Consider the following 26,390-nt stretch of genomic DNA (forward strand, 5'->3'; position numbering starts at 1 on the left):
TTGTTAATATTACCGTATACCATGGTATATATAAACCCCTGTTTCCAACAGCCTTTACCTTGGTAGCAGTAATAAATAAATCACGCTGAATGTTTAAGTGCTATAATAGCTGTAAAGCCATTTTTCATAGTTTACTTTGGAGTTGCCTTTTGGTACCTCTTAGCAGCTATGCGCAAAATGAAAGCCTTAAATTTTTACATGTTGGTACGGCCGAAGGGTTATCACAAATTAATGTTAACTGCATTTTTCAGGATAGCCGGGGATTTATGTGGATAGCCACCCGTAACGGTTTAAACAGCTACGATGGCTATAAATTTACCACCTACCATTACGATTCAAAAGACAGTACTTCCCTAAGCAATAACATGGTTACTGATATTGCCGAAGATACCAACGGCAACATGTGGCTATCAACCCAGGGCGGCTTAAACATGTACCAGCGCAGTACGGGCAGGTTTGTTAGATACTTACATGACGATAGTAAGCCCAAAAGCCTTGTTGACAATTTGATAAACAGGTTATTTTTTGAAAATGGTATACTGTGGATAGGTACCCAAAACGGTGGTATCGATCGTTACGATTTAAAAAAAGGCACGTTTGAGCACCATAAGCATTTGGCCAGCGATACTAATAGCTTAAGCGACAATAACGTGCGCACGGTTTATATAGACACATACCACAATCTTTGGGTTGGCACAGGTGGCGGCGGGTTAAACTTATATAACCGCAAAACAAACACCTTTACCCACTATCCGTATTACGATGCTGCTACCAAAACCGTAACCGGCAAAAACATAGTATCTATTTTTGAGGACAACTCAAAACAGCTATGGTTGGGTAGCCAGGGCGATGGCTTGTTTTTGTTTAATAGAGGCACCAAAACTTTTAAACAATTTTTGCACGATAAAAACGCTCCCGGCAGTATATCTGCAAATACCGTATATGCTTTAAATACCGACGACCAGGGCAATTTATGGGTAGGCACCGAAAATGGTGGCTTGTGCGTACAGGAAAAACAGACCGGAAAATTTAGCGTTTACCAACATGACGAGATTGACAATAATAGCATAAACGGCAATTCGGTATATGGTATTTGCCGGGATAGGTACGGCAATATGTGGGTGGGCGCGTTTGGCGGCGGTATTAACCTATCTAAAAAATCGACAGCCAGCTTTGGCCTGTACAGGCACAACAGCAAGCCCGAAAGTTTATCAAATAACTATGTACTTGATTTTGCCGAGGATAAAGAAAACCAGATTTGGATAGGTACCGATGGTGGCGGCTTAAACAAGTTTGACCCTGTAAATAAAACCTTTAAAGCCTACAAGCAACAACCAGATGGTAAAAACGGGATAACCGGCAATTATGTACTTACCGTAAAACCTCACAGCGACGGCAAGTTATGGATAGGTACCTGGGGCGATGGCTTAAGCGTTTTTGACCCTAAAACCAATATTTTCACCAATTATAAGCATGATGCTGCCAAACCCAATGGTATAGGCGGCAATAACATATATTACCTGTTGCATACCAGCGATAAAAAGACCTGGTTAAGTACTTTTAACGACGGTTTAGATTGTTACGATCCAAACACCAGGGTGTTTAAACATTACAGGTTTAATGCAAGCGATAACAAAAGCATTAGCAGCGATAGGCCTTATGTAATGTATGAAGATAAGATACACCGCTTATGGGTTGGCACCTCAGATGGTGGCTTAAATTTGTTTGAACCTAAAACCGGCACTTTTAAACGCTACACACATAGCGAAAAAATAAACAGCATCAGCAACAATGGTGTAACCGATATTTTTGAGGATGGTAACGGCAAACTATGGTTGGCAACGCTATCTGGCCTTGATATACTTGACCCCGAAACCGGACACTTTGAAATTTTCACCAAAAAGGATGGCTTACCCAGCGATATTATTTATGCCCTGCGGCAGGATGATCATGGTAAACTATGGGTTAGCAGTAACGGCGGTATCTCGAAATTTGACACGGCCACTAAAACTTTTTTTAACTACACCGTTGAAGACGGCTTACAGGGTGATGAATATAAACCCCATTCGGCCTTAAATGCAAGCGACAAAAAGATCTATTTTGGTGGTATAAACGGGTTTAATGTTTTTGATCCGGATAAAGTATTGCGGCAGGATGGCTTTGCACCGCTGGTTATCACTTCTTTTCAGCTGTTTAATAAACCTTTGGCTATTGCTACCAGCGCTAATGATCCATCGCCATTAAAAAACAACATTACCGATACGCGTAACCTTACCTTATCCTACAAGCAATCGGTATTTTCTTTTGAATTTGCAGCGCTTGATTATTCATCGGTCGACAGAAAACAATACGCCTATTATTTAGATGGCTTCGATACCGAGTGGAATTACATTGGCAGCCATAATTCAGCTTCCTATACCAACCTATCGCCGGGCACCTACCACGTAAAATTAAAATACCGTAACAGCCAGGGCTTATGGTCGCCGGTAGCTACGCCATTAACCATAACTATTGTGCCGCCATTCTGGCTCACCTGGTGGTTTGATGTATTGACCTTTTTGGCAATTGTAGGTGCTATTTACGGCCTTTTTAAATACAGGATGCGTACCATAAGGCTGCAAAAAGAAAATCTGGAAAAATTGGTAAAGGAACGCACCGAGAATATAACGCAGCTCACGATAGAAGAAAGAAGATCGCGCGAGGCTGCAGAAAAAGCCCGCGAAGAAGCCGAAAATGCCAACAAGGCCAAAAGTATATTCCTGGCTACCATGAGCCATGAAATACGCACCCCTATGAACGGCGTTATTGGTATGGCCACGCTTTTAACCAATACCGAACTTACTGCCGAACAAGCCGAGTATACCGAAACCATCAAACAATCGGGTGATGCCCTTTTAACCGTAATTAACGATATTCTTGATTTTTCGAAGATAGAGTCGGGCAATATGGAGTTAGAGGAGCACGATTTTAACCTAAGGGATTGTGTAGAAAGCGTATTAGACCTTTTTGCCGATAAGGCCTCTCAACTCAAAATAGATCTTATTTATCAGATAGAAGAAGAGCTGCCAGAACACATTATTGCCGATGCCATGCGTTTAAGGCAAGTATTGATAAACCTGGTTGGTAACGCTATAAAGTTTACCAGCGAAGGTGAGATTTTTATTGGTGTAAACGGCATAGCTGTTGATAACAACGAGTTTGAACTCTCATTTACCGTGCGCGATACCGGTATTGGTATCCCCGAGGATAAATTATCTCGCCTTTTTAAAGCGTTTTCACAGGTTGATTCCAGCACAACCCGTAAGTATGGCGGCACAGGCTTGGGTTTAGTGATCAGCGAAAAGCTGATTCATTTAATGGGGGGCGAAATCAATATAAAAAGTGAATTGGGCATAGGCACCATATTTAGCTTCAGTATTAAAACCAGGGCAGGCGTAAAAACCGCTCCCGTTTATCAAAACCTGAATACCAAGGGGTTGGAAAATAAACAGGTACTGGTTGTTGATGATAATGCCACCAACCGAAACATTATGGAAACGCTGTTACGGCACTGGAAATTTACGCCATTAGTCGCAAAATCGGGCCCCGAAGCCTTAACCATATTATCACAAAACGAGCAGATTGACTTAGTACTAACTGATATGCACATGCCCGGGATGGACGGTGCCGAACTGGCCCGCAAAATAAAAGAGTTATATCCAGCCATACCCCTTATTTTGCTTAGTTCTGTTGATAAACAAAGTAAACGTGAAGTAAACCTCTTTAATGTGGTGCTAACCAAGCCCGCCAAACATAACCTGCTGCTTAAACATATCATTGATCTGTTAAAGAACGATAACAGAATTGTGGTTGAGCAAAAAACAAAAAAAAGCGTTTTATCCACAGAGCTTGGCGCTCAATATCCGCTTCATATTTTAATTGCCGAGGATAACCTCATCAACCAAAAAGTAGCCCGGCAAATTTTGCAGAAAATGGGTTACCAGGCAGATATTGCCGTTAATGGCCTGGAAGCACTGGAAGCGGCCATTGCCAAACCATATGATATTATACTGATGGATGTGCAAATGCCCGAAATGGATGGGCTGGAAGCCACCCGCCAGATAAGAAAAACACTTGCCTTGCAGCCTGTTATTATAGCCATGACCGCCAATGCCATGGTTGAAGACAAGGAAGCCTGCCTGCAAGCCGGCATGAATGATTACCTGAGCAAGCCTATGAAAATTGCCGAAATTGTAAGCGTGCTGGAAAAATATGGCAAACAGGTTAAGGAGCAGGCAAATCCATAACAGCGCATTACCCAAAAGTTATCTTTCAGTTAAATCATCCTCAACAACCAATCAACCGGCATATTCCTTAATATTTTCGGCAAAAAAATGTCATGAAAGTTTTATCGCGTTGCCTTATTGGGATTGTTCTTTTATCAACCTTTAATGCTGTTAATGCCCAAAATAGGGCTGATCAATTTAACGGCGGCAAAAGAGTGGTTATCATTATGTTTGATGGTTTTGGCATGAGCTATTTTAAAAACGCGCCTATGCCCTATCTAAAATCTATGATTAACAGTAACGGATTTTTCAAACAGGTAAGCGCGCTGATGCCAACCGTTACCAATGCCAATAATACATCCATATGTACCAGTACCTTTCCCGAGGTTAATGGCATTAGCGGCAATTTCTTTTTAAATGAACAAGATCAGGAAGAATTTATGGAGGATAAACACCTGGTGCTTGCTCCTACCATTTTCCAAAAGCTAAAAAACTATGGCGTAAAATCGGCATTGATATCAAGCAAAAAGAAAAGTACTACCCTGCTTTGCGAGGGTACCGATATTGTAGTATCGCCAGAGACAGCAGATACTTCATGGACCAATAAACTGGGTAAACCGGCCGAAATTTATAGCAAAGAGATTAATTACTGGTCGATGAGAGCCGGCATTTACCTCCTCAAAAACCGCAAGGATATTGGCTGCGTTTACATCCACACCACAGATTATCCAATGCATACCTGGGCACCCACGGATAGCAACTCTATCAGCCACTTAAAAAACATAGATAACTATATCCGGCAGATTCACGAGGCAGCGCCGGACGCGACGATACTGATCACTGCCGATCATGATGTAAACCATAAAAGCAGGTGCATTGATCTACAAAAAGCATTAAAGCTGCAAAACATAGCTATTAAGCTGGCGCTGAGCCCCGAAAAGGATAAGTATTTTAAACACCACCGTGGCTTTGGCGGCGCCTCATACGTATACCTAAAAAACGCGAGTGATGTAACCGCCGTTGAAACCGCCTTGCATCAAATACAGGGTGTAGAAAATGTATTGACACGTGCCGAAGCCGCCCAAAAATACCACCTGCCACCTAACCGCATTGGCGATCTGATAGTTTTAGGCGATTCAACAACCGTTTTTGGCGACCTGGAAAAAGAGGCCACCGAGCAACTACCGGATACCTATCGTAGTCATGGCTCGGTTTATGAGATCAATGTACCGTTAATCATTCTTAACTCGAAAAAGCACCCGCCGGCATCGTTTTTTAATTATAATAAAGATATAGCCGCATGGTTAATGGATAAGAAATATTGGTAAACAATAAAAATAACCTATCTTTTGTCGCATATTGATTTGGATGATCCCGACGGCAAAAACAATCAATAAATCACTCAGAAAAAAACCTTATGGCTTTACCAAACATTTTTACCGCACCTGTTGCCAACGGCGTAATTGAACGTATTAACACCCTTACCCCTCAAACCCAGCCACAATGGGGTAAAATGAATGTAGCGCAAATGCTCGCCCATTGCAACGTAAGTTATGAAATGACCTACGAGGATAAGCACCCCAAACCCAATCCTTTTATGAAACTGATTATTAAACTGCTGGTAAAAAAAGTAGTAGTTAGCGAAACTCCTTACAAACGCAACAATCCAACAGCCCCGGCATTTTTAATAACTACCGAAAAAGATTTTGAGGCCGAAAAAAGTCGGTTGATAGCCTACATCCAAAAAACACAACAATTAGGCGAAAAGGCTCTTGACGGCAGAGAGTCACTTTCCTTCGGCCCGTTGAGCATTACGGAGTGGAACAACATGTATTATAAACATTTGGATCATCACCTTACACAGTTTGGGAGTTAGCAGGTTTTGAAACTTTTCACATTATGCCAGGTATTATTATATAAAAAATCAAAACCTGCAAAGCTTTATGCAGACAGGTTTTGATCATTAAATAACATATTCAACCACATGCGCCTCCCATAAGGCCGGTACTTCTAATTTATCTATTAGTTTTTCCAACACCGCATCGGGTACAGCTGCTTCCCGGTTTTTATTTTGGCGATGCAGATGCGCGTAGGGCGCTTCAACGTAAACTATTTTTACCCGGGCTTTATAGGTGATAAACAGATCTGTTAATTGCTGCCTCATTTGTCTGGTTGTGTTGGTGGCGTTCCAGACAAAGCCGATTTGTTTGCGTAAAAATATACGCGCGCGCTCTTTAGCCTCCTGAATCACCCGTCCGTTGCCGGTTTTATCTGTGGGCGAAATCCCCCACTCGTTCCTGATATCATCTAACGATACAACAGGCAAATCTGCATAATGCTTTTGAATAAAAGTATTTTTACCTGCCCCAGGCAAGCCACTCATCAATATTACCTCAAAGGTCGCTTGGTCAAATGGCACATAATCGGGATAGGCATCATCATGTTGCATGTAGTACATCAATGCGTCGTCCGTTTCAAAGCCGCGCGGCGTACCCCAGCAGTTTTGTTCGCGGCAAAAGGCTTCAAAGCAATCTATTTTAAAAAGCATCTCTTCCTTATCCACACAAATGCGCCCTAATACATCGGCCCTGGCCAATAAGGCCAGCCACATGGTATTCACTTCCATGCTGGCCATAATGAGGGCTTTTGCAGGATCGGGTTTTTCAAATATCCAAAGCGGCAAACCATGATAACGCACCAGGCCAACAACCTGCTCCCTAATGCTCAACGGCGCAGGCACATCCCTGTATAAAATTTGCCGGGCGGCCATGGCCCCTTTACGTGCATGGCCGTTTGAAGTAATCCGCCCATCATCTTCCAATACCGTTGTGTTATACTTCTCCACATCGTGCAGTAAAGCAGCGGCCCATAAAATTTCCTGTTCCTGCGTGTCCAATAACAGAAAAGCAGGTTCGGCAGTTAATGCAACCAGCACCATTTGCGTATAAATGGCTACATTGCCTTCGGCGTGGTAAATTGCATCCTGGGGTACATCCTTCATCCGGCTTACCCACTCAAACCCGCTTTCCAGTTGGTTCCAATCTTTATTTTCGCTAATAGTCCACATAGCTACCTCCTTCGTTTTTTAATGCGGCCCGTTTCCAGTTGCGGGTCCAGTGCTCATCTGTTTTAACATGCCCTTTTCGCACGTATTTAAAAACATTGTGTGCAAAATCATTTACAGCGTACCCGTTTGCGTTACGCGTCACTATTCTCTCAATGGTGATGGGTAAACCGGTTATAATATCATGAGGCTCCAATTGGCCTCGTCCCGAAGTTAAGTTTAACACCCCATTTTCAAATACCAGCCTATCAGCTGGTTGCTCAATAACAGCCAGTTGCGGCACTACAGGCAAACCTATCATAGCTGCATAAAATTGGGTTTCTTCCCAACTTAGCCACCTGTCATGTTCCCTGATGCCAAACACGTAAAAATGGCTGTCCAGGTTTCGGTATTCTATAGAATGGACGGCGTATAAATTTTCGAGGAAGATTTCCAAATCGCCCAGGTCATTTTTAATAAGTTGCCAAAACCGCCGGATACTTTCCGTCCACGGTGAAATGGTAGGTGCCGCGTGCGAACGGGCAAATACGCCATATTTAGACAGGCAATTGTTTTCGCCATCCAGTTTTTCGGTATGTATTAATTGGGGAATCTGCTGCAGATGCGCCCAATAGTCGTGCTGTATCCTATCGTCGCTGGTAGTGCCCGGCGAGAACGGATAATGATACGTACGACCATATTTTCGTGATATAGCCATGTTGTAAAAAATTAAATAAAAGGAAATATTTATTCTATCCCTCCCCGTAGTATGTAGGGAAAGTCATTAAACATTTGTTATGCTAATGAAATTACATGGCTCAAAGTGTTGCAGACGTTTTTAGGTCTGGCGCAAAAGTAGAAAGTTTTTTGAGATTTTAGAGCGTTAAACATTTGTCATTCTCTTCAAAAACCATAAGAATATGCTATCAAAAACAAGGATGTCCTTATTTTAATTTTTCAACCTTCCCTTATCTTTTCCCTATGCGCAAGGCCCCATTCTATCATGGCAATAATAACCGGACTAAAGGTGCGACAATACTCAGTGGATTCATACTCAACTAATACAGGGCTTGTTGGCGTTACTTTACGGATTATCAGTTTATTCATTTCCATTTCCTTTAACTCGCGCGATAGCATGCGGGTAGTGATACCCGGTATGCTGCGTTCTATCTCCCTAAAGCGTTTGTTGCCATTACAAATAGAGTTAATGATGGGCAACTTCCATTTGCCGCCAATTACATAAATAGTATCCTGTAAAGCCTGAATCTCGCGGGCGGCGTCTCGGTTTTGTAAGTCTATTTTCATTTCTTGAACTGGTATACTCTGTGATACTGGTAACAAAGTTATACCAAATTGGCTTTACATTTGCATCCTAACAAAAAATATATTCATTATGAACAATTTGAAGGATAAAATAGCCGTAGTTACAGGCGGTAACAGCGGCATTGGTTACGCTACCGCTAAAGAATTAAAAGCGCAAGGTGCCAAAGTGATCATTACCGGCAGACGCGAAGAGGCAGTACAGCAAGCGGCGAAAGCATTAGGCGTAACAGGCATCGTTGCCGATCAATCACGCTTAGCTGATACCGAAAACCTGGTTGCACAGGTAAAGCAGGATTTTGGCAAGGTTGATATCCTTTTTATCAATGCAGGCATAGTAGGCATTACCCCTATTGAGCACGCTACCGAGCAGATGTTTGATGATATCATCAACATTAACTTTAGAGGTGCTTATTTTACGCTAAGCAGGTTTATACCATTATTGGCCGATGGCGGTTCGGTAGTGTTCCTGTCGTCAAACGTGGCCAGCTTTAATATGGCTAATTCGTCAATATATTCATCCAGCAAGGCGGCTTTAAACTCCATCATGAAAATAGCGGCATTGGAGCTGGCCTCTCGTAATATCACGGTAAACGCGGTAAGTCCCGGCCCTACCGAGACAGAAATTCTTAACAAAATGGGCATGGATGACGACACCCTAAAAGCGGCCAAAGCCAATATATTAAGCAAAATACCGCTAAACCGCATGGGTACAGCACAAGACGTTGCCAGCATGGTAGCGTATTTTTGTGGCGATGCCGCTCGCTTTATCACCGGTGCCGAAATTTTGATGGATGGCGGTATGGCCCTTTAATAATTGAGGTAAAATGCCATTAACTTTCCCCCACAAGCAACCTCTTTAACCGTACATCCGTTTTCTTATAAAACCCTCCTGATAAACACGAGGTTATTATATCAATATTAAAAAAAATAGTTGTATGAAAAAGACCCTATTTCCCCTGTTGCTGTTGTTTGTGGCCAGCATTTCGGCATTTGCTTTGGCACTCAATACGTATAAAGTAAAAAGCCCCTATGAGGTTAAATTTGCCGGCGGGCGTATTAACGGCGTTTTTGAAGAGCTAAAGGCAAATATCCAGTTTGATAAAGAAAATCCTGAAGCCTCAAAAATTTCGGCAACTATTACTGTCGAGAGTATTGCCACCGGTTTCTTCATCAAAAACAACCATGCGAAAGACGCTTTGGATGCTGATAAATATCCAACTATAACTTTTGTATCAACCAGCGTTAGCAAAAGTGGCAATGCTTATCAGGCGGCAGGTAAACTTACCATGAAAGGCGTTACCAAACCGGTTACCATTCATTTTACTTTTGATGATAAAGGCAGCGAAGGCGTTTTTAAAGGCGACTTTAAAGTAGTACCTAAAGACTATGGTATCACACGCAACGGTTCGCCGGATGAACTTACTATCAGTCTTACGGTGCCGGTTACCAAAGCTTAACAAGAAAAATACTTCCAACAAAAAAGTCCGGCGATCAAATGATCGCCGGACTTTTTTATTAATTTGAAACTTAGTTGAATTATAACCCGAAGCCGTAAGCTAAGCGCAGTGCTACCAGGCCAGAGTGATAATCTTTCATATAAAAGTCTTCGTAACGCACGCCAAGGTCCCAGTGCTTATCGGCATAACCAATGCCACCGGCCAAATCGCGCCTGTGGAATGGTGCCCAGCCATGGGGCGACTCTAATTTTTCCCAGGCCAATCCGCCTTCGGCAGCTACATAAAAGTTAGGGATTACAAACTCCTTTACACCTATTTTAACCGGAATTTCACCGTAGCTGCCATATTTTTTTCCGGTAGATGGGTCTGTTTTTGGGAAAAAATGGTAGCCACCTGCCGCGAAAGTTACCGCGAAGCTATTGGTAACACCATATTGAAATTTGCCGCTTGCACCAAGTACAAAGGTAGTACCCAAACGGGATACACCTGTAGGAATACCCGTTTCGGCACCCAGGCTAAAGGTAAATTTATTGGCGGCTACTGTTTGCGCTTTTACCGTGGTTGTGAAAAATATAGCAGAGGCAGCGAATGATACGGCTATTAATTTTGATAAAACTTTCATTTGTGTTGGTTTTAGTAAATGATCTTTAACAGTATTACTGTAACTTTTACCAATACGTTGCCTGAAGGGGTAATTTTTATGGGGGACTCTTACACTTTTGTAGCGTACAGATATCAGTAAAGATTAATTCTTCAATTCAACACACCTAAAGTCTCCATAAAAATACTTTTTAAACGTTTTTAATAAGTGTTGCGTTCGCAACAGGTGAAACAGCCAAAAAACTATATACAATTAATAATCAATACATTATAAATATTCCTATTTTACAAACCACAACAAAAACCGCAACAGCGATTCAATTTTGTCTTGACTCTTGACTCTTCTTTACATGAATTAAAAATTAACATCATAATAAGCTAATGATTAGGCAACATTGGAGCAGTACTTTTGGGTAAACAAAAAAATTATCGATGCCAACAGCAATCTTTTGCCCTAAGCACCCTAAATTCTTGTTATCCCTCACATTACTGATCTTTCTCGGTTACACCGCCCACCCCCAAAATTTAACGCTTAATAATGGCTTTGCCCATAATGATTACTGGCATAAAAGACCTTTGTATGATGCCCTGGATAATGGCTTTACGCACATTGAAGCAGATATTTACCTAAGAGGCAATAAGTTGATTGTTGCCCATATGTTCCCCATATTTAAAAAGCAGCACACTTTAGAAAAATTGTATCTAAAGCCCATAGCGGAATGTATTGCCGGCACTAACAAAGAAATTAAATGCCCGCAATATCCGCTTACATTAATGATCGACATCAAATCAGACGCCGATAAAACTTACGAGGCGCTGGAATTATTGCTGGATAAATACAAATCAATATTATCGGGATACAATGATGGTGCTTTTACACAACGCCAGGTAACTGTAGTAATAACCGGACACAGACCTTATGAATTGATCAGGGCGCAAAAAAACAGGCTTGCCTTTATTGATGAGGATTTGATGCAGGTAAAACAGGATACTCTTTCAAAAAACCTGTATCAAACTGCCAGCTGCAAATACTCGCACCTGTTAAAATGGGATGGTAAAGGCAATTGCTCGGCATTTGAAAAACAGCGCCTGCGTACGTACGTGATCATGGCGCATCGCTTTGGCAAAAAAGTACGCCTTTGGGCATCGCCAGAAAATGAAACCGTATGGCGCGAGCTGCTGAACTGCGGTGTAGACCTTATCAATACCGACAAATTAGTGGAACTGAAAAACTTTTTGCAAGCCGACCCAAAAAGCTATGCTAAAGTGGATTAACTGTCATTTGTTAACAAATATACCTCCCAAAACACCCGCTTAATAATTTGATAACACTGGCTTCGCTTTATTTAAAAGTTGCGCGTTTACTTTTAACAAAATATTAAACAAGCGATAGCAAGCGGGTATAGTTTCAACAAGGAATTAAGTTATCTAAGTCTTGAATTTATTACACACCTCTAATTGAAAATGGGAAAAATGAAGAAAATATTATTCATTACAGGTTCAATTAACCAAACCACGCAAATGCATCAGATAGCCAACGAGCTACCTGATTTTGATTGCTGGTTTAGTCAGCTGTTTACTGATAATAAATCGCTCAATTATATATTAAACAAAACCCCGCTATTCAACGGCACCGTGCTATCCCGCAAATTCAGGCTAAAGTCTGAAAGATATCTTAATCAGCATGGGCTCCAGATTGATTTCCAGGCAAAAAAGAACCAATACGATCTGGTGGTTTATTGCACCGATATGATCATCCCCCACCGGATGCGCCAATGCAAAACCATTTGGGTACAGGAGGGCATGGTAGATAGGTATACCACCTGGAGCAAAATAGTAAAAGCTTTGGGGTTGCCGTCTACCCTATGTGGCAATACCTCTTTAAATGGGGCTTCTGATATTTGCGATATCTACTGTGCTGCATCTGACGGGTATAAGCAATACTTTGCAAACAAAGGCACTCACCCTGATAAAATTATAGTAACAGGGATGCCGAACTACGATAATCAGCAACAGCATTTAAACAATGATTTTCCGCACCGCAATTATGTAATGGTAGCCACTACAGATATGCGGGAAACTTTTAGGGTAGAAAACCGTGCGGCTTTTATCAAAAAAGCGGTAAAAATAGCCAACGGCCGACAGCTGCTTTTTAAACTGCATCCTAACGAAAACTTTACCCGGGCCGAAAAAGAAATTCGCAAATACACCCCGGCCCAAACTCTTATTTATAAACAGGGCAATACGGCGCATATGATAGCCAATTGCTGCGAACTTATAACCCAGTATTCAACCGTAGTTTATACCGGCATTGCGCTGGGTAAAAAAGTACACTCCTGGTTTAATATTAACGAACTGATGCAACTGGCACCAATTCAAAACCAGGGTGTATCGGCAAATACTATTGCCACACTTTGCAGGCGGTATTTAAATCATAAAGGCGGTAAAAATAGCTTTGATGTACAAAATGTTCTGCAAAAACTAATGATTGGTGAATCGGAATTGGAGCAAAGTGGGGAACTGATTGTAAACTGGTAAAACTAACCACCATGACAGAAAAAATTGTAATTATAGTACAAGCCCGTATGGCATCAAGCCGTTTACCGGGCAAAGTAATGCTGCCCATATTAGGCAAAAGCCTGTTGGCACGCATGATAGAGCGTTTACAAATGATACAGCACAAGGCCGATATCATTATAGCTACATCAGAAAATGAAGAAGATGATGTTATTGTAAAAGAGGCTATAAATTTGCAAATTCCGTATTACCGCGGTAGCCTTGGCAATTTGCTTGACAGGCATTACCAGGCGGCTAAGCTTTTTAAAGCAGATGTAGTGCTTAAAATCCCATCTGACTGCCCGCTGATTGATCCGCGGATTGTAGACCAGGTACTGGAGTATTTTTTTGCCAACCGTGGTAAATACGATTATGTAAGCAACCTGCACCCGGCTACCTGGCCCGATGGCAACGACGTGGAAGTAATGACCATGGCCTGCTTAAGGCAAGCCTGGGAAAATGCCGGCCGCCCGATGGAGCTGGAGCATACCACCCCCTATATATGGGAAAATCCGCTGATTTTTAGTGTTGGTAACGTAACCTGGAAAACAGGACTGGATTATTCCATGTCGCACAGGTTTACGATTGACTACCCCGAGGATTACTATTTTATTGAACGGGTTTTTAAGGAATTGTACCCTGTTTGCCACCAATTTACCTGTCGCGATATTTTGAACCTGATAGAGCGCAAGCCCGAGATATACCAGATCAACTCGCAATATGCAGGCGTAAACTGGTACCGCCATCACCTTGATGAATTGCAAACCGTTTTGCCCGATCAAACTAAAAAAGCACCAAACGAACTTTTACACCAAAACGAGGCCTAAGGCATGAATACTTTTAATGAGCAGGAATTGAGGGCTACGGCTTTAAATGTAAGGGAGCATATTGTGCGCATGTCAACAGATGGCGGCTGTTTTACCGGCGCGTCGTTATCCGCCGTGGATTTGATTGTATACCTGTACAGCGAATTTTTAAATGTTAATGCCGATAACCTGACTGACCCTAACCGCGATTACCTGTTCCTTTCCAAGGGACATGATGTACCGGCTTTGTACGGCACCTTTGCCGAACTGGGCTTATTAGATAAAACCAGGTTAAACAACCACCTATCTATAACAGATCATATTTACTGGCACCCTAATACCCATATTCCGGGTATCGAATTTCATTCGGGTTCTTTAGGGCATTTACCCTCGGTAGCCATTGGCGTTGCCATGGATATTAAAATAAGCGGCGGCAGCAATAAAGTGGTTTGCATTTTGGGCGATGGCGAGCTGAATGAAGGCACCTGCTGGGAAGCTATGCTGGTAGCCAATGCCTACAAATTAGATAACCTGATTTTTGTGGTTGATAGGAACCATTTCCAGGCCAATGTACGCACCGAAGACCTGATTCCGCTTGAACCTCTTGCCGATAAGTTTGCAGCCTTTGGCGCGGCTGTTAAACGCATTAACGGACATGACTTTACCGCTTTGCATGAAACCTTTAACGCTTACCCTTTTGAAGAAGGCAAAGTAAACGTAGTAATTGCCGATACCGTGCGCGGCAAAGGTCTGCCAAGCATCCAGGAGCGCGCCGACCGCTGGTTTTGCAATTTTAACGCGGATGAAATTGAGCAGTTATTGCTCGAACTGCACAGTCAGCAGGCAACCCAACTAACATCAGAAACTTTAGTGGTACGATAACCAATGACTTACGAACAACTATTGACAGAAACGGCACTCGCCAACGAGCAGGTTATTGTAATGACTGCCGAAAACCGCGCCCTGGTACGCAACCTGCCCGGCATATTAGGCAAGCGATTTATTGATACCGGCATCACCGAACAAACCATGATAGGCGCTGCAGCCGGTCTGGCCCTGCGTGGCCGCATCCCGGTAGTACACGCGCTGGCAGCTTTTTTAACTATGCGCGCCTTTGAATTTGTACGTACCGATTTAGGCATCTCCGGTTTACCGGCCAAGCTAAGCGGCTTTATCCCCGGCTTATTATCTGATGGTAACGGCCCTACCCACCAGGCTATTGAGGATGTAGCCATTATGCGCGGCATCCCCAACGTAACTGTTTTTGCCCCTGCGGATGAGGACGACCTGGTAAAAATGCTGCCGCAGATCTGGCAATCAGCCCAACCAGCGTACACCCGCATTAATACCCGCCAAACGGGATATACGCATGCCCCCTTTGTTTTAGGCAAAGCCGAAGTAATAGCCGAAGGTACCGATGTTACTATTTTAACCTATGGCTTACTGTTTGAGCAGGCATTGGTAGCCCTTGAGATACTACAAAGTGAAGGCTTATCTGTAGGCCTTATTAATATGCGCAGCCTTAAACCGGTTGATGAACAGGCGATATTAACGGCATCGGCACAAAGCAAACTTGTGGTTACGTTAGAGGATCATTTTGTTACCGGTGGCTTATACACCATTGTGGCCGAAGTATTACTAAAACACCAAACTACGGCCAACGTATTACCCATAGCCTTAAACAATAAATGGTTTAAACCGGCCTTGCTACCCCACGTATTGCAGCATGAAGGTTTTACCGGCAAACAAATAGCAGAACGGATACTGGGTTATAAAACCGCCCACCATCAACCCGAAATATTAACTCCCGAATTTTCAGAATAAACAACATTGATTATGGCTAACAAAATAGCACTTGATAACAATTTTCCGGTTATCACCGAATCAGACAAAATATACGCCCGCGCACTACAGGTTCAAAAACCGGTTACGCAAACTTTGGCTAAAGGACCGGGTCAGTTTAGCAATGGGGTGGCACCAAAATATATTGTAAAAGGCAAAGGATCGCACGTATGGGATGCCGATGGCAACGAATATATCGACCTAAATTCGGCCATTGGCCCTATTTCTTTAGGTTACGCCTACCCTGCTGTTGATAACGCCATTCGTCGGCAATTAGAGGATGGCATTACCTTTTCATTGATGCACCCGTTGGAGGTTGAACTGGCCGAGCTGGTGCAACAGGTGGTACCTAATGCCGAAGCCGTGAAGATTAGTAAAACGGGTGCCGATGTGTGTTCGGCGGCTGTACGCGTTGCGCGTGCTTTTACCGGCCGCGATAAAATATTTTGCTGTGGTTACCATGGCTGGCATGATTGGTATATTGGTATTACCAGCAGAAACGCCGGTGTACCTGAGCCTATCCAGGATCTTACTTATACGTTTGAATATAATGATATTGAATCTGTAAAAGCAGCTTTAGATGAAACCGTTGCCGCGGTGATCCTGGAGCCGTTCATTTTTGAAGCCCCTAAACCCGGTTATCTGCAGCAACTGGCCGAAGTTTGCAAAGCCAATAGCACCCTGTTGATTTTTGATGAAATGTGGACCGGTTTCCGCGTAGCGGTAGGCGGCGCGCAGGAGTATTTTGATGTAAAGGCCGATTTGGCCGTGTTTTCAAAAGCCTGTGCCAACGGTATGCCTATAGCATTGTTAACCGGCCGTGCCGATGTAATGGAGCTTTTTAACTCCGAAGTGTTTAGCTACACCACCTTTGGCGGCGAGGCATTATCATTGGCGGCCTGTATAGCCACCATTAATGAGCTGCGCGATAAAAAGGTGCCGCAATACCTTGATGAGCATGGCGCTTTGTTAAAAGGAGGTTACAACCTTTTGGCTATTGAAACCGGCATGGATAAATACACCCGCTGCGTAGGTTATAACTGCCGCAGCATGGTAACCTTTACACCCGATGCCGGTAACGCTTTAGAGGTTAAAACTTTGATGCAGCAGGAAATGATTAAACGCGGTGTGCTTTGGGCCGGCTTCCATAATATGTGTTACAGCCATAGTACCGAAGATATCAGCTACATTCTATCGGCTTACCGCGAGGTATTGCCATTGGTAAAAAAAGCCATTGAGAGCGGCGATGTTAAAAGTTATTTAAAAGGTGATGTATTGGAAGCTGTTTTCCGTAAGGTGAGCAACTACAACATAAAACCTAAAAGCGTTATAGCCGGCTAATGAACAACATGTTTTCATTAAATCAAAAAACGGCGGTAGTAACCGGTGCCCTTGGCTTAATAGGCCGAAAACATTGCGAAGCCCTGGCCACAGCCGGCGCCAATGTTATCGTTGCCGACGTTAATGCCGATGAAGCTGTAAAATTCGCGCGGTCCTTAGGTGATAATCATTTAGGCCTGGGTGTTGATGTTACCAGCAAGCAATCACTAATTGACGCGCTTAACATTATCCTGGATAAATACGAATCGATAGATGTGCTGGTAAACAATGCCGCCATCAATGATAAGTTTGAAGATCCGGCTATGGCTAAGGAGCTTTCGGCTTTTGAAAACTACCCTTTGGAGGCTTTTCAAAGTTCATTGAACGTGAACATTACCGGGGTATTTTTATGCTCACAGATACTGGGCACGCATATGGCCTTACAGGGCAGCGGCAGCATTATCAACATCGCATCTACCTATGGCATGGTTGGGCCCGATCAAAGCATTTACCGTAACGCCAAAGGCGAACAAACTTTTTATAAATCGGCAGCTTACCCGGTTACCAAAGGGGCTATCATCAACTTCACCCGCTTTTTGGCAGCTTACTGGGGGCATACCGGTGTAAGAGTAAACACGCTTTCGCCAGGTGGCGTCGAGAACGGGCAAACCGAAGATTTTATAGGTAATTATTCAGCAAAAACTTTATTAGGCCGTATGGCTACGGCATCTGATTACCAGGGCGCGCTTGTATTCCTGGCCAGTGAGGCTTCGGCGTACATGACCGGCGCAAACCTGGTGGTTGATGGCGGATGGACAGCAATTTAATTCACACAACATAATGAATGAAATTTTAAAACAAAAAGCGGCAGGCATTAAATTATTGCTGACCGACAACGACGGCGTATTAACCGATGCAGGTGTTTATTATAACACCGATGGCGAGCTGCTAAAAAAATTCAACATGCGCGATGGCATGGGTGTGGAACGCCTGCGCAAATTTGCGGGGATTGAAACAGGCATTGTTACCGGCGAACTTTCTCCTTCACTGGTAAAAAGGGCCGCCAAACTAAACATTACCGAACTGCACTTAGGCATTAAGGATAAGGTAGCCGCGGTAAAGGAAATTTGCACCCGCTTAAACCTGTCATTAAACGAAGTCGCCTTTATTGGCGATGATTATAACGACCTGGAGATAATGAAACTGGCTGGCCTTACCGCCTGCCCTGCAGATGCTTTACCGCTCATAAAATCACACGCCAACTTTATAAGCACTTTAAATGGTGGCCATGGCTGTTTCCGTGAGTTTGCTGAGTTTATTATCGAGGCAAAAGGCACTGCTCAATTAGTCGGCAATCGCAATGGTACTATCACTTTGCAAAACGGTCGCGTGATCGGTAAAGGCCACCCCGCTTATATTATTGCCGAAATTGGCATAAACCACAATGGCGATTTGGAAATATGCAAAAAGCTGATTGACGAAGCCGTAGCCGCTAAAGCCGACGCGGTTAAATTTCAGAAAAGAACACCGGAAATTTGCGTACCTAAAGATCAATGGGAACTCATGCGCGATACCCCTTGGGGCCGCATCACCTATATTGATTACAAACGTAAGACCGAATTTGGTATTGCAGAGTACGCTACTATAGATCAATATTGCAAAAAACTGGGTATCGATTGGTTTGTATCTGCCTGGGATGCGCCTTCTGTTGATTTTATGGAGCGTTTTGATACCATTTTATACAAACTGGCTTCGGCATCGCTAACGGATTTCGCGTTGATTCAACGCATATTGGAAACCGGCAAGCCTTTAATGCTGTCAACCGGCATGTCTACCATGAAAGAGATTGAGACTACTATGGATTACGTTAACGCTTTTGATCCAAACTATCCGTTGTTTATAGCTCACTCTACATCGGCCTACCCTTGCGCGCCGCAGGAATTGAATCTTAAAATGATCCAAACCTTAGAGGCCAAATATCCGGGCATTGCCATTGGCTACTCTGGTCATGAAACCGGTTTGGCTACAACTGTTGCCGCCGTTACCATGGGGGCTACTTTTGTGGAACGTCATTTTACGCTTGATAGGGCCATGTGGGGATCAGACCATGCCGCATCTGTTGAACCGCAAGGTTTACAACGCCTGGTGCGCGACATCCGCGATGTGGAAACCGCAACCGGCGATGGCTTGAAACGTGTTTACGATTCAGAACTGGCCCCAATGAAACGCCTTAGGGTAAACATCAGCGACGAGTATAAAACAAAACCACTGGTATAATAATGCCGCAGCAACACGTATTAACCATAACTTCCATTATCCTGGCCTGCTGGGTGGTGTTTATCATTGCCTGGGAAAGGATTTCGCCCTACCGCAAGGGGCTGGCTTTTTTCAGGGAAGGTTTTTGGATTGATTTGGTTTGGTATACGCTGATCCAGAGCTTTTTTTTAAAGATCCTGATATTTGATTATATCATAGCGCCGCTGCAAGCGCGCTTTGATTTGTCGCATTTTCATTTAATCAGCAACTGGCCGGTAGCTTTGCAGGTAGTGCTGTTTTTTGTAACGCACGATTTGTATATCTACCTCTTTCATCGTTTTCAGCACTCCAATAAAGTGTTCTGGCGTATTCATGAGGCACACCACTCGGGCAAGGAGGTTGATTTTTTGGCCGGCTCGCGGTCGCATATTGTAGAGATCATTATTAATCAAACTATAGAGTTTGCGCCCATTATATTGTTGGGCGCAAACCCAATGGTTATACCTATCAAAGCTTTGTTAGATGCCATGTTTGGCATGTTCATTCACGCCAACGTTAAGGTAAACCTGGGTAAATTCAAATATTTCATCAATTCGCCCCAGTTACATTTGTGGCACCATGCCAATTACCAGGAGGTTTTTCACGCTAATTTTGCCACTAAATTATCTGTTTGGGATTACCTGTTTGGTACCGTTTATGATCCAGGCCACGCCCCCGGCGATAAGCCAGAAAACTGGGGCTTGTATTATGATTACCCCAAAGATTATTTTTTGCAGCACGCTTTTTCGGTAAAACGCTTTGATGAAAAAGCCTTACTCAAATACCCCTGGTTTAAGTGGTATTATACTTTAAGAAGCAGGATTATGAATAGGATTCAGGAACTGGTGCCCATAAACAACCCGGAGCGCGAAATTCATTTTGAGCCCCCTGTGATTGAGCCTGCCGTAATTAAACAAGAAGATAACGTACTACAACAAAACTAACATTGGCCTGGATTTACCTCATTATAGCTGCCGCTTTTGAAGCCGCCTGGACATTTTCATTAAAATGGATGAAATTCAGTGACCTTAAAGCTTTACGCTGGAACTCGGTTTTAAGCATCCAACATGGCCTGCCAGCCTGGCTACCATTTGCCGGCTATATCCTTTTTGGCATCGGTAATATTTACTTTTTTTCGCTGGCCATAAAACTGGTACCAACAGCGGTGGCCTACGCCGTTTGGACGGCCGTTACCCTGGTGCTCATCAAACTGACCGAAATGCTGCTATTTCACCAAAAAATTTCCTGGACGGAACTATTTTTCATGACGTTGATTATGACCGGGATTTTGGGGTTGAAGTATTTTGGGATAGAGGCGAAATAGCGTCGGTCACACTCCTGACGCCCTTGCAGGTCTAAGAAACTGTTTAAATCTTAAGAATTATAACTGGCTACGGGTGAACAACCTACACATTTGCTATCCAAATATTCGTATCCGCTACGGCGGGGATATTTAGTTTTTTCCTGATCCGTCGTTTTTTACCTTCAACAGAGCGTACCGTGCTGTTGGTGTAACGGGCAATTTCTTTAGTATCAAAGTTTATCCGCAGTAAAATACATACCTCAATTTCGGTAGCTATCAGGTTTGGCGCGATAGCTAATAGTTTTGGGGTAAAGCAGGGAAACAACTCATTAAACTTCGCCAAAAAGAGCGGGTTGTTATCCATTGCAAGCGCCACTATTTCGTTTAAACAATCAATGGAGCTTTTGCCGGTATTTTCAGCTTGTTTTTGGGATAGCGCTTCTATTTTTTCGTTGGTTATTTTCAGCTGTCGTTTATACTTATCAAAAAAGATAATGAACGCTGCAACAGCCACAATAAGTAACCCCAGTACCCCGCTTAATATAATGCCTAACTCTATGATATTTTCAGAAGTTTCTTTCCCCTTCGCTTCTATAATATCATTCAATGGCGTTTTAACGGCGGCTTTATCCACCTTGTTTAAACTATCGGCCAGTTTCATACTCGCCTCCAATAATTTGCGGGAGTTTTTGTCATCTTTTAAAGCTGTGTAAACCTTTGATAGGCCGGCATAAATATCTTTTAAGTCGTAATTATTATCTAACTGTTTCGCGGCAGCAGCGGCTTTATAATAACAGTCTTTAGATTGCGTGTATTTACCCTCGCGATAATAAACATCTCCCAGATCGGAGTTGGCAAAAGATTGCACTGTAGCATCTTTATATTGGGCAGCCAAAATGATTGCTTTTTTCAAATACACCTCGGCCGAATCGTATTTTCTGATTTCTAAAAAGCCGGTGCCTACATTATTTGTTGCTAATGCAAGCCCCACCGCAAAACGACTTTTTTTGCTAACCCAGGTAAACTCCTGGTAGCTTTTCTTTACAAGCGCAAGCGAAACATCCATCTTACCTTTGGCCTTATCATTATTTTCGCTCAACGCCGCGTAAATATTCCCCTGGCGGGAGTGCCGGGTATCCGGATCTGGAATAGTTGGCGCCAGCGATAAAGCCATATTTAATACCTGCTTTCCCTGTTCGTAAAAACCAAGGTTGGTATAACTCATTCCCTTAAGAGTCATGAGGTGAACCCGATATGAGCGGTTGCTTATATTAGTTACAGCGCTTTCGGCCCGGGAAACAAATTGAAGCACTTCCTCATTTCGCCCGGCGTTATAACACTTCAATGCTGCAAGTATAAATCCCTCTGTTACACCGTCGTCGTAATGTATTTTTTTTGCGCAATCGCTTGCCTTAATACCAAGCAGAATAGCTTGTTGAACATTATTTGTTCCTTCGGTTACTTTAAGGATACTGTCAATTTGTTTTCTGCTATTGTATTGCCCGTAAACCGTTGTGTTAAGGGTAAGTAAAATCAATAACGATAGTTTTACACCTATCCTTTTCATGTAAGTTTAATTAATTGGGCTTCAATATTAGTAATAATTGGTATACATATGCTGCAATTGCAACCCTTAATTTTCATTATGTATATAAGTTGTTACAATTAATACCAATAGGAGTACCTGTCAGCTCTACATAAAATAATTAATTGATTAACAGCAATTTAAAACAAAATCACGTATCAAAAAAAGCTGATACTTAACCTTCCTTTTGTTAGAAATCCTTTTTTTCGTAGCCCGGGTAGATGTGGGTAGGCCGTTTTGAGGTTGATTAAGAATTAAAATCCTTCTATTTGGAGTCAGAAAAAATGTGGCCGCTTACAAACCCGTAAAACACGGGTTTAGTAATCTGATTTTTTAACTCTCATTTTTGACAGACTGACCTCATTTAAATTAACAACCATTTATTGGGCGGTACAGACTTCATAAACCATGATTTAGCAATCGATTACATATAAAGTAAGCGACGCATGCCTAAATCGGCCCAAGCTATTGCAACGGCTGCCCAAGGCGTAGTTTTAAGTTTAACGTATTAGCCCAGTTCCAGTTATGCAGCAATACCATTTTGAATTGCTAAAAAAGTCCGTGTCCCAAACAGCATCCATCCCAAACGTTGCCCCTTCAGATTGTAAAAACCTAAGTAGTCTTATTTTAAAAAAAACCAGCCTGTGCGTAAGCGAAACAACATTAAAAAGAGTTTTTGGTTTAGTACAAACCAGGCACAATCCATCGCAGTTTACTATTGAAGCCTTATCAAAATATTGCGGGTTTGCAAACCTTGAAGAGTTTTTGGCGAGTTGCGATTATGAAACACCTGCTTTAGGTTTAGCCAGCTGGTATAACATGGCCAATTGCGCCCATAAAGTAACCAACTTTGTTATCAAAGGACTAAAAAAGCGTTCCGGAATCCCGTTTAACCAAACTATAGATCGTAAATCAATTTCATTTCACCTCAACACTTTTATTGAATCTAACGCGGTAGCTACAGCGCTGATTGCGCCTTCCGGTTTCGGAAAAACAACGGCCCTGCTGCATTGGGTTGACGAACAACTGGAGCTTAACGCCGTCCGTAAATCAAACAACATTTTTCTTTTTTTTAGCAGCCAGGTATTGATGTCGGTAGTACATGGCGGCCAAAACATTCACTGTTGGCTGCTATCGCTATTGGGATGTAGTAACAGTGAGTATCATGACATGATCCACAATGCCGGTGATAAAAAATTCTATTTAATTATTGATGGTTTTGACGAAATAAAATTAAAAGCTTCCATGTTTCAGCTGGTGTTGGATCAGCTTATTGATATATTAAACATCTATCAGGAAAGCAGGTGCTTTAAACTTATTTTAACAACGTTGCCAAATACATGGACTAATAACCAGGGTAAATTGGGCTTCATCAGCAAAAAATGGTTTGATGGTTTTGCTACAGATACTCAAAACGCTATTAATATCCCCTTGCTTAGCGCCCATGAGATTTTAGCTATAAGCCGCTTAACCAAGCCCAAAGCCGAACTCAAAATAGACGCAAATGTTATAGAAACCATCTGCCATCCCCTGTATTTTGAGTTATACTGCAAATTGAATACACAAAACAGCTACTGGAAGAAAATTGATCACTTATCACGCTATGAACTGACCAGCCATTTGATACTCGAAAAAATTTACCTTAGTAAAAATGGCATAAAAACCACCAAGTTCCTATATGAGCTTATTGGCCTCATGGATTTAAAAGCGGAAAACAACACTGTTGGGCAGCTTAACGCCTCTGCATTGATCACCAAAAACGAGGAAATTTATCAAACATTAGAAGGTTTGCACCTTTTAAGAACCATTAATAAAAGCACGGCGCTTTGCCAAAATATACAGATTGAATTCTGTTTAAAAGAGACACTTGATTACTTCATTACCCAATGGCTATTATCAATAAATGAGGGCCGGTTCAATGAATCAATTATCCACTACTTAAACAATTGCCTGAATAATGAACTAAGGCTAAGTGTTGTTAAATGGCTGGTATGGAATATAGTAAACAACGGCGAAAAAAATGAGCTTCATCATCTTACACAAATTAAATTCCCCCTGAATTTGAAGGCTAATCTTTTAACCTTTTTATGTGAGATACTGGAATACGAATATGTTACACTTTCTGTTGACGGATTGGGCATGCATAAATTTTGCATGGAAAACAGCTTGCTTGATTATTTCCTGGGAATTGAGTTTATAAGCACAAACTACTCAAAAACGCTAACCACTCTTCTTAGATTTGATCTGAGCGCCGACCGCTCCTTTTTATTGCATTGCTATAAAGCGGTAGCTGCTGTTATAACCCTTGATTTAGAAACACTGCAGCAGCAAATAGAGGAGCTGAAAGAACTGCCGCCGGCCATTGTTTTAAGCTACCCCGTAAACCCGATAAACTGTTTTGTCGCCATTTTCGATTTTTTAAAATATGGAATTGTAAACAAAGCCGTGTTAGCCCAGATTACCACTTTTAGCTTCAACCCGGTATTTTTTGCACGCAACAAATACGATGAAGCTGCCAATAATATGGCGGGAGTATTAATAGCCTCAACATTAATAATAGGGCAAAACCCGCGAAAGCTGCAAAGGGTGGTAAATATATTAAGCAAATCTTATAAGGCTTCGCCGGTTTCGTCTATAGCATATCCGTTTGTTTTAAAAATGCTTTCTGCTGATGCTTGTTTTGCACTTAACAACCAGGAAAAACTTTCGGAGATACAGGAAGATTTTTCAAAAATAATTACCGGCACCCACGCCATTACTCCTTATATGGAGGTGCTTGTTCATATTCTTAAAATTAAGACTGCCATTGCGCGAAACGATCATGAAACCATTGCCAATGAATTTAGGATAGTGATGCTATTAGCTAATAACCATAATTTAAAGCTGATTAAATTATACACTACCTCATTACTATTAAAAAAACATCCGTTGATAGACGAACCACAATTTATTCGTTTTCACCGCGAGGTAAATTACGAACATACCAAAACACTAAGAGAGAGCCGGGTAATTGATTTTTGGGAGAGGCAAACATTATAAGCCATTTTAATGCGGGTTAAAGCCGCTTGCTTTAGCCTGCATTAAAATAAAAAGCATCACTTGATGGGCTGTTACAAAACAACTTCCTACCTAAAACTCCATCGCAAACTGCAATCCCACTGCCCCGTTATTATAAGAGGGTAATAAGATAGTACTCGTCTGATTTTCCTTTTTTAACTCTTTGGGCACATCCTTATTTTTTTCCTTTTCGCGGCCGGCTTTAAACAGGTTGTTGCGAATGTAAGGGTAAAGCAAATAAGCCGCTTTGGTAGATAAGATACCGAAACCGGCACCCGCAACTACATCACTAAACCAGTGATCCTGGTGATAAATCCTGAACACGCCTGTTGTGGTAGCGAAGGTATAGCCAATAATACTGTAGACGATAGAATTATCGCCCAACTCCTGCGACATAAACTCGGCACCGGCAAACGCGTTTGCGGTATGGCCAGACGGGAACGAATAATAGTCGGCATGATTAGGGCGTTCGCGATGCGTTACTTTCTTTAGCGAAAAAGTAGTAAGCTCCAGCATCCCCTGCGACATAAGGTAAATAAGCGAGCGATCAACAAAAGTATTTTTACCATGTACGCCAACCAGGTTTAAGCCATAAACCAATACGGGGGGAGCAAATTGAAAATAGTCTTCATAATGTTTTTTAGTAGAGAAGTTATGCTTCTCGGCCTGGCTATAAATGTAGCTGTCAAAACGCCGCAAAGGATGAAGCGCAAAGGACGCAGCACCGTAACCAACCAATATAGCGGGCGGTATTAAAGCACCTGTTTTACTATGTAGATGCTTTACTGTATCTGGCGCGGTAAAAAGGTCTTTTTTTAATGTATCAGGAATATTAACTTTTTTGCCGGTATCGGCAGGGGTTTGCTGCGCGTGTGCTTTAAACGCTACCAAACAGATAAGGATGTAAATTACTTTTTTCAATTGACAGGATGTAAATA

General features: G+C 42.4%; 22 protein-coding genes. 16 read left to right on the top strand and 6 right to left on the bottom strand.

Annotation, left to right across the window (positions count from 1 at the left end; genetic code table 11):
• The first annotated feature begins 89 nt into the window (after positions 1–89).
• The 3 genes from QWZ17_RS19005 to QWZ17_RS19015 all read left to right on the top strand — a co-directional run bounded on the left by QWZ17_RS19005 (position 90) and on the right by QWZ17_RS19015 (position 6,141).
• Positions 90–4,286 carry a hybrid sensor histidine kinase/response regulator gene (locus QWZ17_RS19005; RefSeq protein WP_290306878.1) on the top strand — a complete coding sequence of 1,399 codons (4,197 nt, stop codon included), beginning with the start codon at positions 90–92 and terminating at the stop codon, positions 4,284–4,286.
• A gap of 92 nt (positions 4,287–4,378) precedes the next feature.
• Positions 4,379–5,593 (top strand): alkaline phosphatase family protein, encoded by a 1,215-nt coding sequence (locus QWZ17_RS19010; protein ID WP_290306879.1) that lies wholly within the window; start codon positions 4,379–4,381, stop codon positions 5,591–5,593.
• Positions 5,594–5,682: 89 nt separating this feature from the next.
• Positions 5,683–6,141 (top strand): DUF1569 domain-containing protein, encoded by a 459-nt coding sequence (locus tag QWZ17_RS19015; protein ID WP_290306880.1) that lies wholly within the window; start codon positions 5,683–5,685, stop codon positions 6,139–6,141.
• A gap of 87 nt (positions 6,142–6,228) precedes the next feature.
• Here QWZ17_RS19015 and QWZ17_RS19020 read toward each other — a convergent pair whose 3' ends face one another.
• The 3 genes from QWZ17_RS19020 to QWZ17_RS19030 form a co-directional block, all read right to left on the bottom strand.
• A complete protein-coding gene (locus QWZ17_RS19020) occupies positions 6,229–7,332 on the bottom strand; it encodes an AAA family ATPase (protein ID WP_290306881.1) in 1,104 nt (367 codons plus the stop codon).
• Complete coding sequence (locus tag QWZ17_RS19025; protein ID WP_290306882.1) at positions 7,319–8,026, bottom strand: RNA ligase family protein; 708 nt, start codon at positions 8,024–8,026, stop codon at positions 7,319–7,321. The genes QWZ17_RS19020 and QWZ17_RS19025 overlap by 14 nt, the downstream gene beginning before the upstream one ends.
• A 239-nt stretch (positions 8,027–8,265) precedes the next feature.
• A complete protein-coding gene (locus QWZ17_RS19030; RefSeq protein WP_290306883.1) occupies positions 8,266–8,613 on the bottom strand; it encodes a winged helix-turn-helix transcriptional regulator in 348 nt (115 codons plus the stop codon).
• 88 nt (positions 8,614–8,701) lie between these two features.
• Here QWZ17_RS19030 and QWZ17_RS19035 point away from each other — a divergent pair, with 88 nt between their 5' ends.
• Together QWZ17_RS19035 and QWZ17_RS19040 are read left to right on the top strand one after the other, a co-directional pair.
• The gene (locus QWZ17_RS19035; RefSeq protein ID WP_290306884.1) at positions 8,702–9,442 is read left to right on the top strand and encodes an SDR family oxidoreductase; all 741 of its coding nucleotides are present in this window, start codon (positions 8,702–8,704) and stop codon (positions 9,440–9,442) included.
• Positions 9,443–9,566: 124 nt separating this feature from the next.
• The gene (locus QWZ17_RS19040) at positions 9,567–10,088 is read left to right on the top strand and encodes a YceI family protein (protein WP_290306885.1); all 522 of its coding nucleotides are present in this window, start codon (positions 9,567–9,569) and stop codon (positions 10,086–10,088) included.
• 79 nt (positions 10,089–10,167) lie between these two features.
• Here the strand turns inward: QWZ17_RS19040 and QWZ17_RS19045 are convergent, their stop codons facing one another.
• Positions 10,168–10,710: a hypothetical protein gene (locus QWZ17_RS19045; protein ID WP_290306886.1), complete on the bottom strand. Its 543-nt coding sequence runs from the start codon at positions 10,708–10,710 to the stop codon at positions 10,168–10,170.
• A 410-nt stretch (positions 10,711–11,120) separates the two neighbouring features.
• Here QWZ17_RS19045 and QWZ17_RS19050 point away from each other — a divergent pair, with 410 nt between their 5' ends.
• The 10 genes from QWZ17_RS19050 to QWZ17_RS19095 all read left to right on the top strand — a co-directional run bounded on the left by QWZ17_RS19050 (position 11,121) and on the right by QWZ17_RS19095 (position 20,831).
• Positions 11,121–11,963 (top strand): phosphatidylinositol-specific phospholipase C/glycerophosphodiester phosphodiesterase family protein, encoded by an 843-nt coding sequence (locus tag QWZ17_RS19050; RefSeq protein ID WP_290306887.1) that lies wholly within the window; start codon positions 11,121–11,123, stop codon positions 11,961–11,963.
• Positions 11,964–12,161: 198 nt separating this feature from the next.
• Entirely contained in the window at positions 12,162–13,226 is a 1,065-nt protein-coding gene (locus tag QWZ17_RS19055) for a glycosyltransferase family protein (protein ID WP_290306888.1), read from the top strand.
• 11 nt (positions 13,227–13,237) lie between these two features.
• Entirely contained in the window at positions 13,238–14,071 is an 834-nt protein-coding gene (locus QWZ17_RS19060) for a glycosyltransferase family protein (RefSeq protein ID WP_290306889.1), read from the top strand.
• A 3-nt stretch (positions 14,072–14,074) separates the two neighbouring features.
• Entirely contained in the window at positions 14,075–14,932 is an 858-nt protein-coding gene (locus QWZ17_RS19065) for a transketolase (protein ID WP_290306890.1), read from the top strand.
• Between the two features lie 3 nt (positions 14,933–14,935).
• The gene (locus QWZ17_RS19070) at positions 14,936–15,874 is read left to right on the top strand and encodes a transketolase family protein (protein ID WP_290306891.1); all 939 of its coding nucleotides are present in this window, start codon (positions 14,936–14,938) and stop codon (positions 15,872–15,874) included.
• Positions 15,875–15,886: 12 nt separating this feature from the next.
• Positions 15,887–17,233, top strand: a complete 1,347-nt coding sequence (locus QWZ17_RS19075; RefSeq protein ID WP_290306892.1) for an aminotransferase class III-fold pyridoxal phosphate-dependent enzyme — start codon at positions 15,887–15,889, stop codon at positions 17,231–17,233.
• Positions 17,233–18,039 (top strand): SDR family oxidoreductase, encoded by an 807-nt coding sequence (locus QWZ17_RS19080; RefSeq protein ID WP_290306893.1) that lies wholly within the window; start codon positions 17,233–17,235, stop codon positions 18,037–18,039. The genes QWZ17_RS19075 and QWZ17_RS19080 overlap by 1 nt, the downstream gene beginning before the upstream one ends.
• Positions 18,040–18,052: 13 nt before the next feature.
• On the top strand, positions 18,053–19,489 hold the full coding sequence (locus QWZ17_RS19085; protein ID WP_290306894.1) for an N-acetylneuraminate synthase family protein: 1,437 nt from the start codon (positions 18,053–18,055) through the stop codon (positions 19,487–19,489).
• 2 nt (positions 19,490–19,491) lie between these two features.
• The gene (locus QWZ17_RS19090) at positions 19,492–20,451 is read left to right on the top strand and encodes a sterol desaturase family protein (RefSeq protein WP_290306895.1); all 960 of its coding nucleotides are present in this window, start codon (positions 19,492–19,494) and stop codon (positions 20,449–20,451) included.
• Positions 20,452–20,453: 2 nt separating this feature from the next.
• Positions 20,454–20,831, top strand: coding sequence for a DMT family transporter (locus tag QWZ17_RS19095; RefSeq protein ID WP_290306896.1), 378 nt, complete (start codon positions 20,454–20,456; stop codon positions 20,829–20,831).
• 82 nt (positions 20,832–20,913) lie between these two features.
• Here QWZ17_RS19095 and QWZ17_RS19100 read toward each other — a convergent pair whose 3' ends face one another.
• Positions 20,914–22,377, bottom strand: coding sequence for a tetratricopeptide repeat protein (locus QWZ17_RS19100; protein ID WP_290306897.1), 1,464 nt, complete (start codon positions 22,375–22,377; stop codon positions 20,914–20,916).
• A 543-nt stretch (positions 22,378–22,920) separates the two neighbouring features.
• Here QWZ17_RS19100 and QWZ17_RS19105 point away from each other — a divergent pair.
• Positions 22,921–25,434, top strand: coding sequence for a hypothetical protein (locus tag QWZ17_RS19105; protein ID WP_290306898.1), 2,514 nt, complete (start codon positions 22,921–22,923; stop codon positions 25,432–25,434).
• Positions 25,435–25,524: 90 nt separating this feature from the next.
• Here QWZ17_RS19105 and QWZ17_RS19110 read toward each other — a convergent pair whose 3' ends face one another.
• Positions 25,525–26,373 (bottom strand): phosphatase PAP2 family protein, encoded by an 849-nt coding sequence (locus QWZ17_RS19110; protein WP_290306899.1) that lies wholly within the window; start codon positions 26,371–26,373, stop codon positions 25,525–25,527.
• Between the last annotated feature and the right edge of the window lie 17 nt (positions 26,374–26,390).

It is taken from the genome of Mucilaginibacter flavus (assembly GCF_030409315.1).
Taxonomy (GTDB): domain Bacteria; phylum Bacteroidota; class Bacteroidia; order Sphingobacteriales; family Sphingobacteriaceae; genus Mucilaginibacter; species Mucilaginibacter flavus.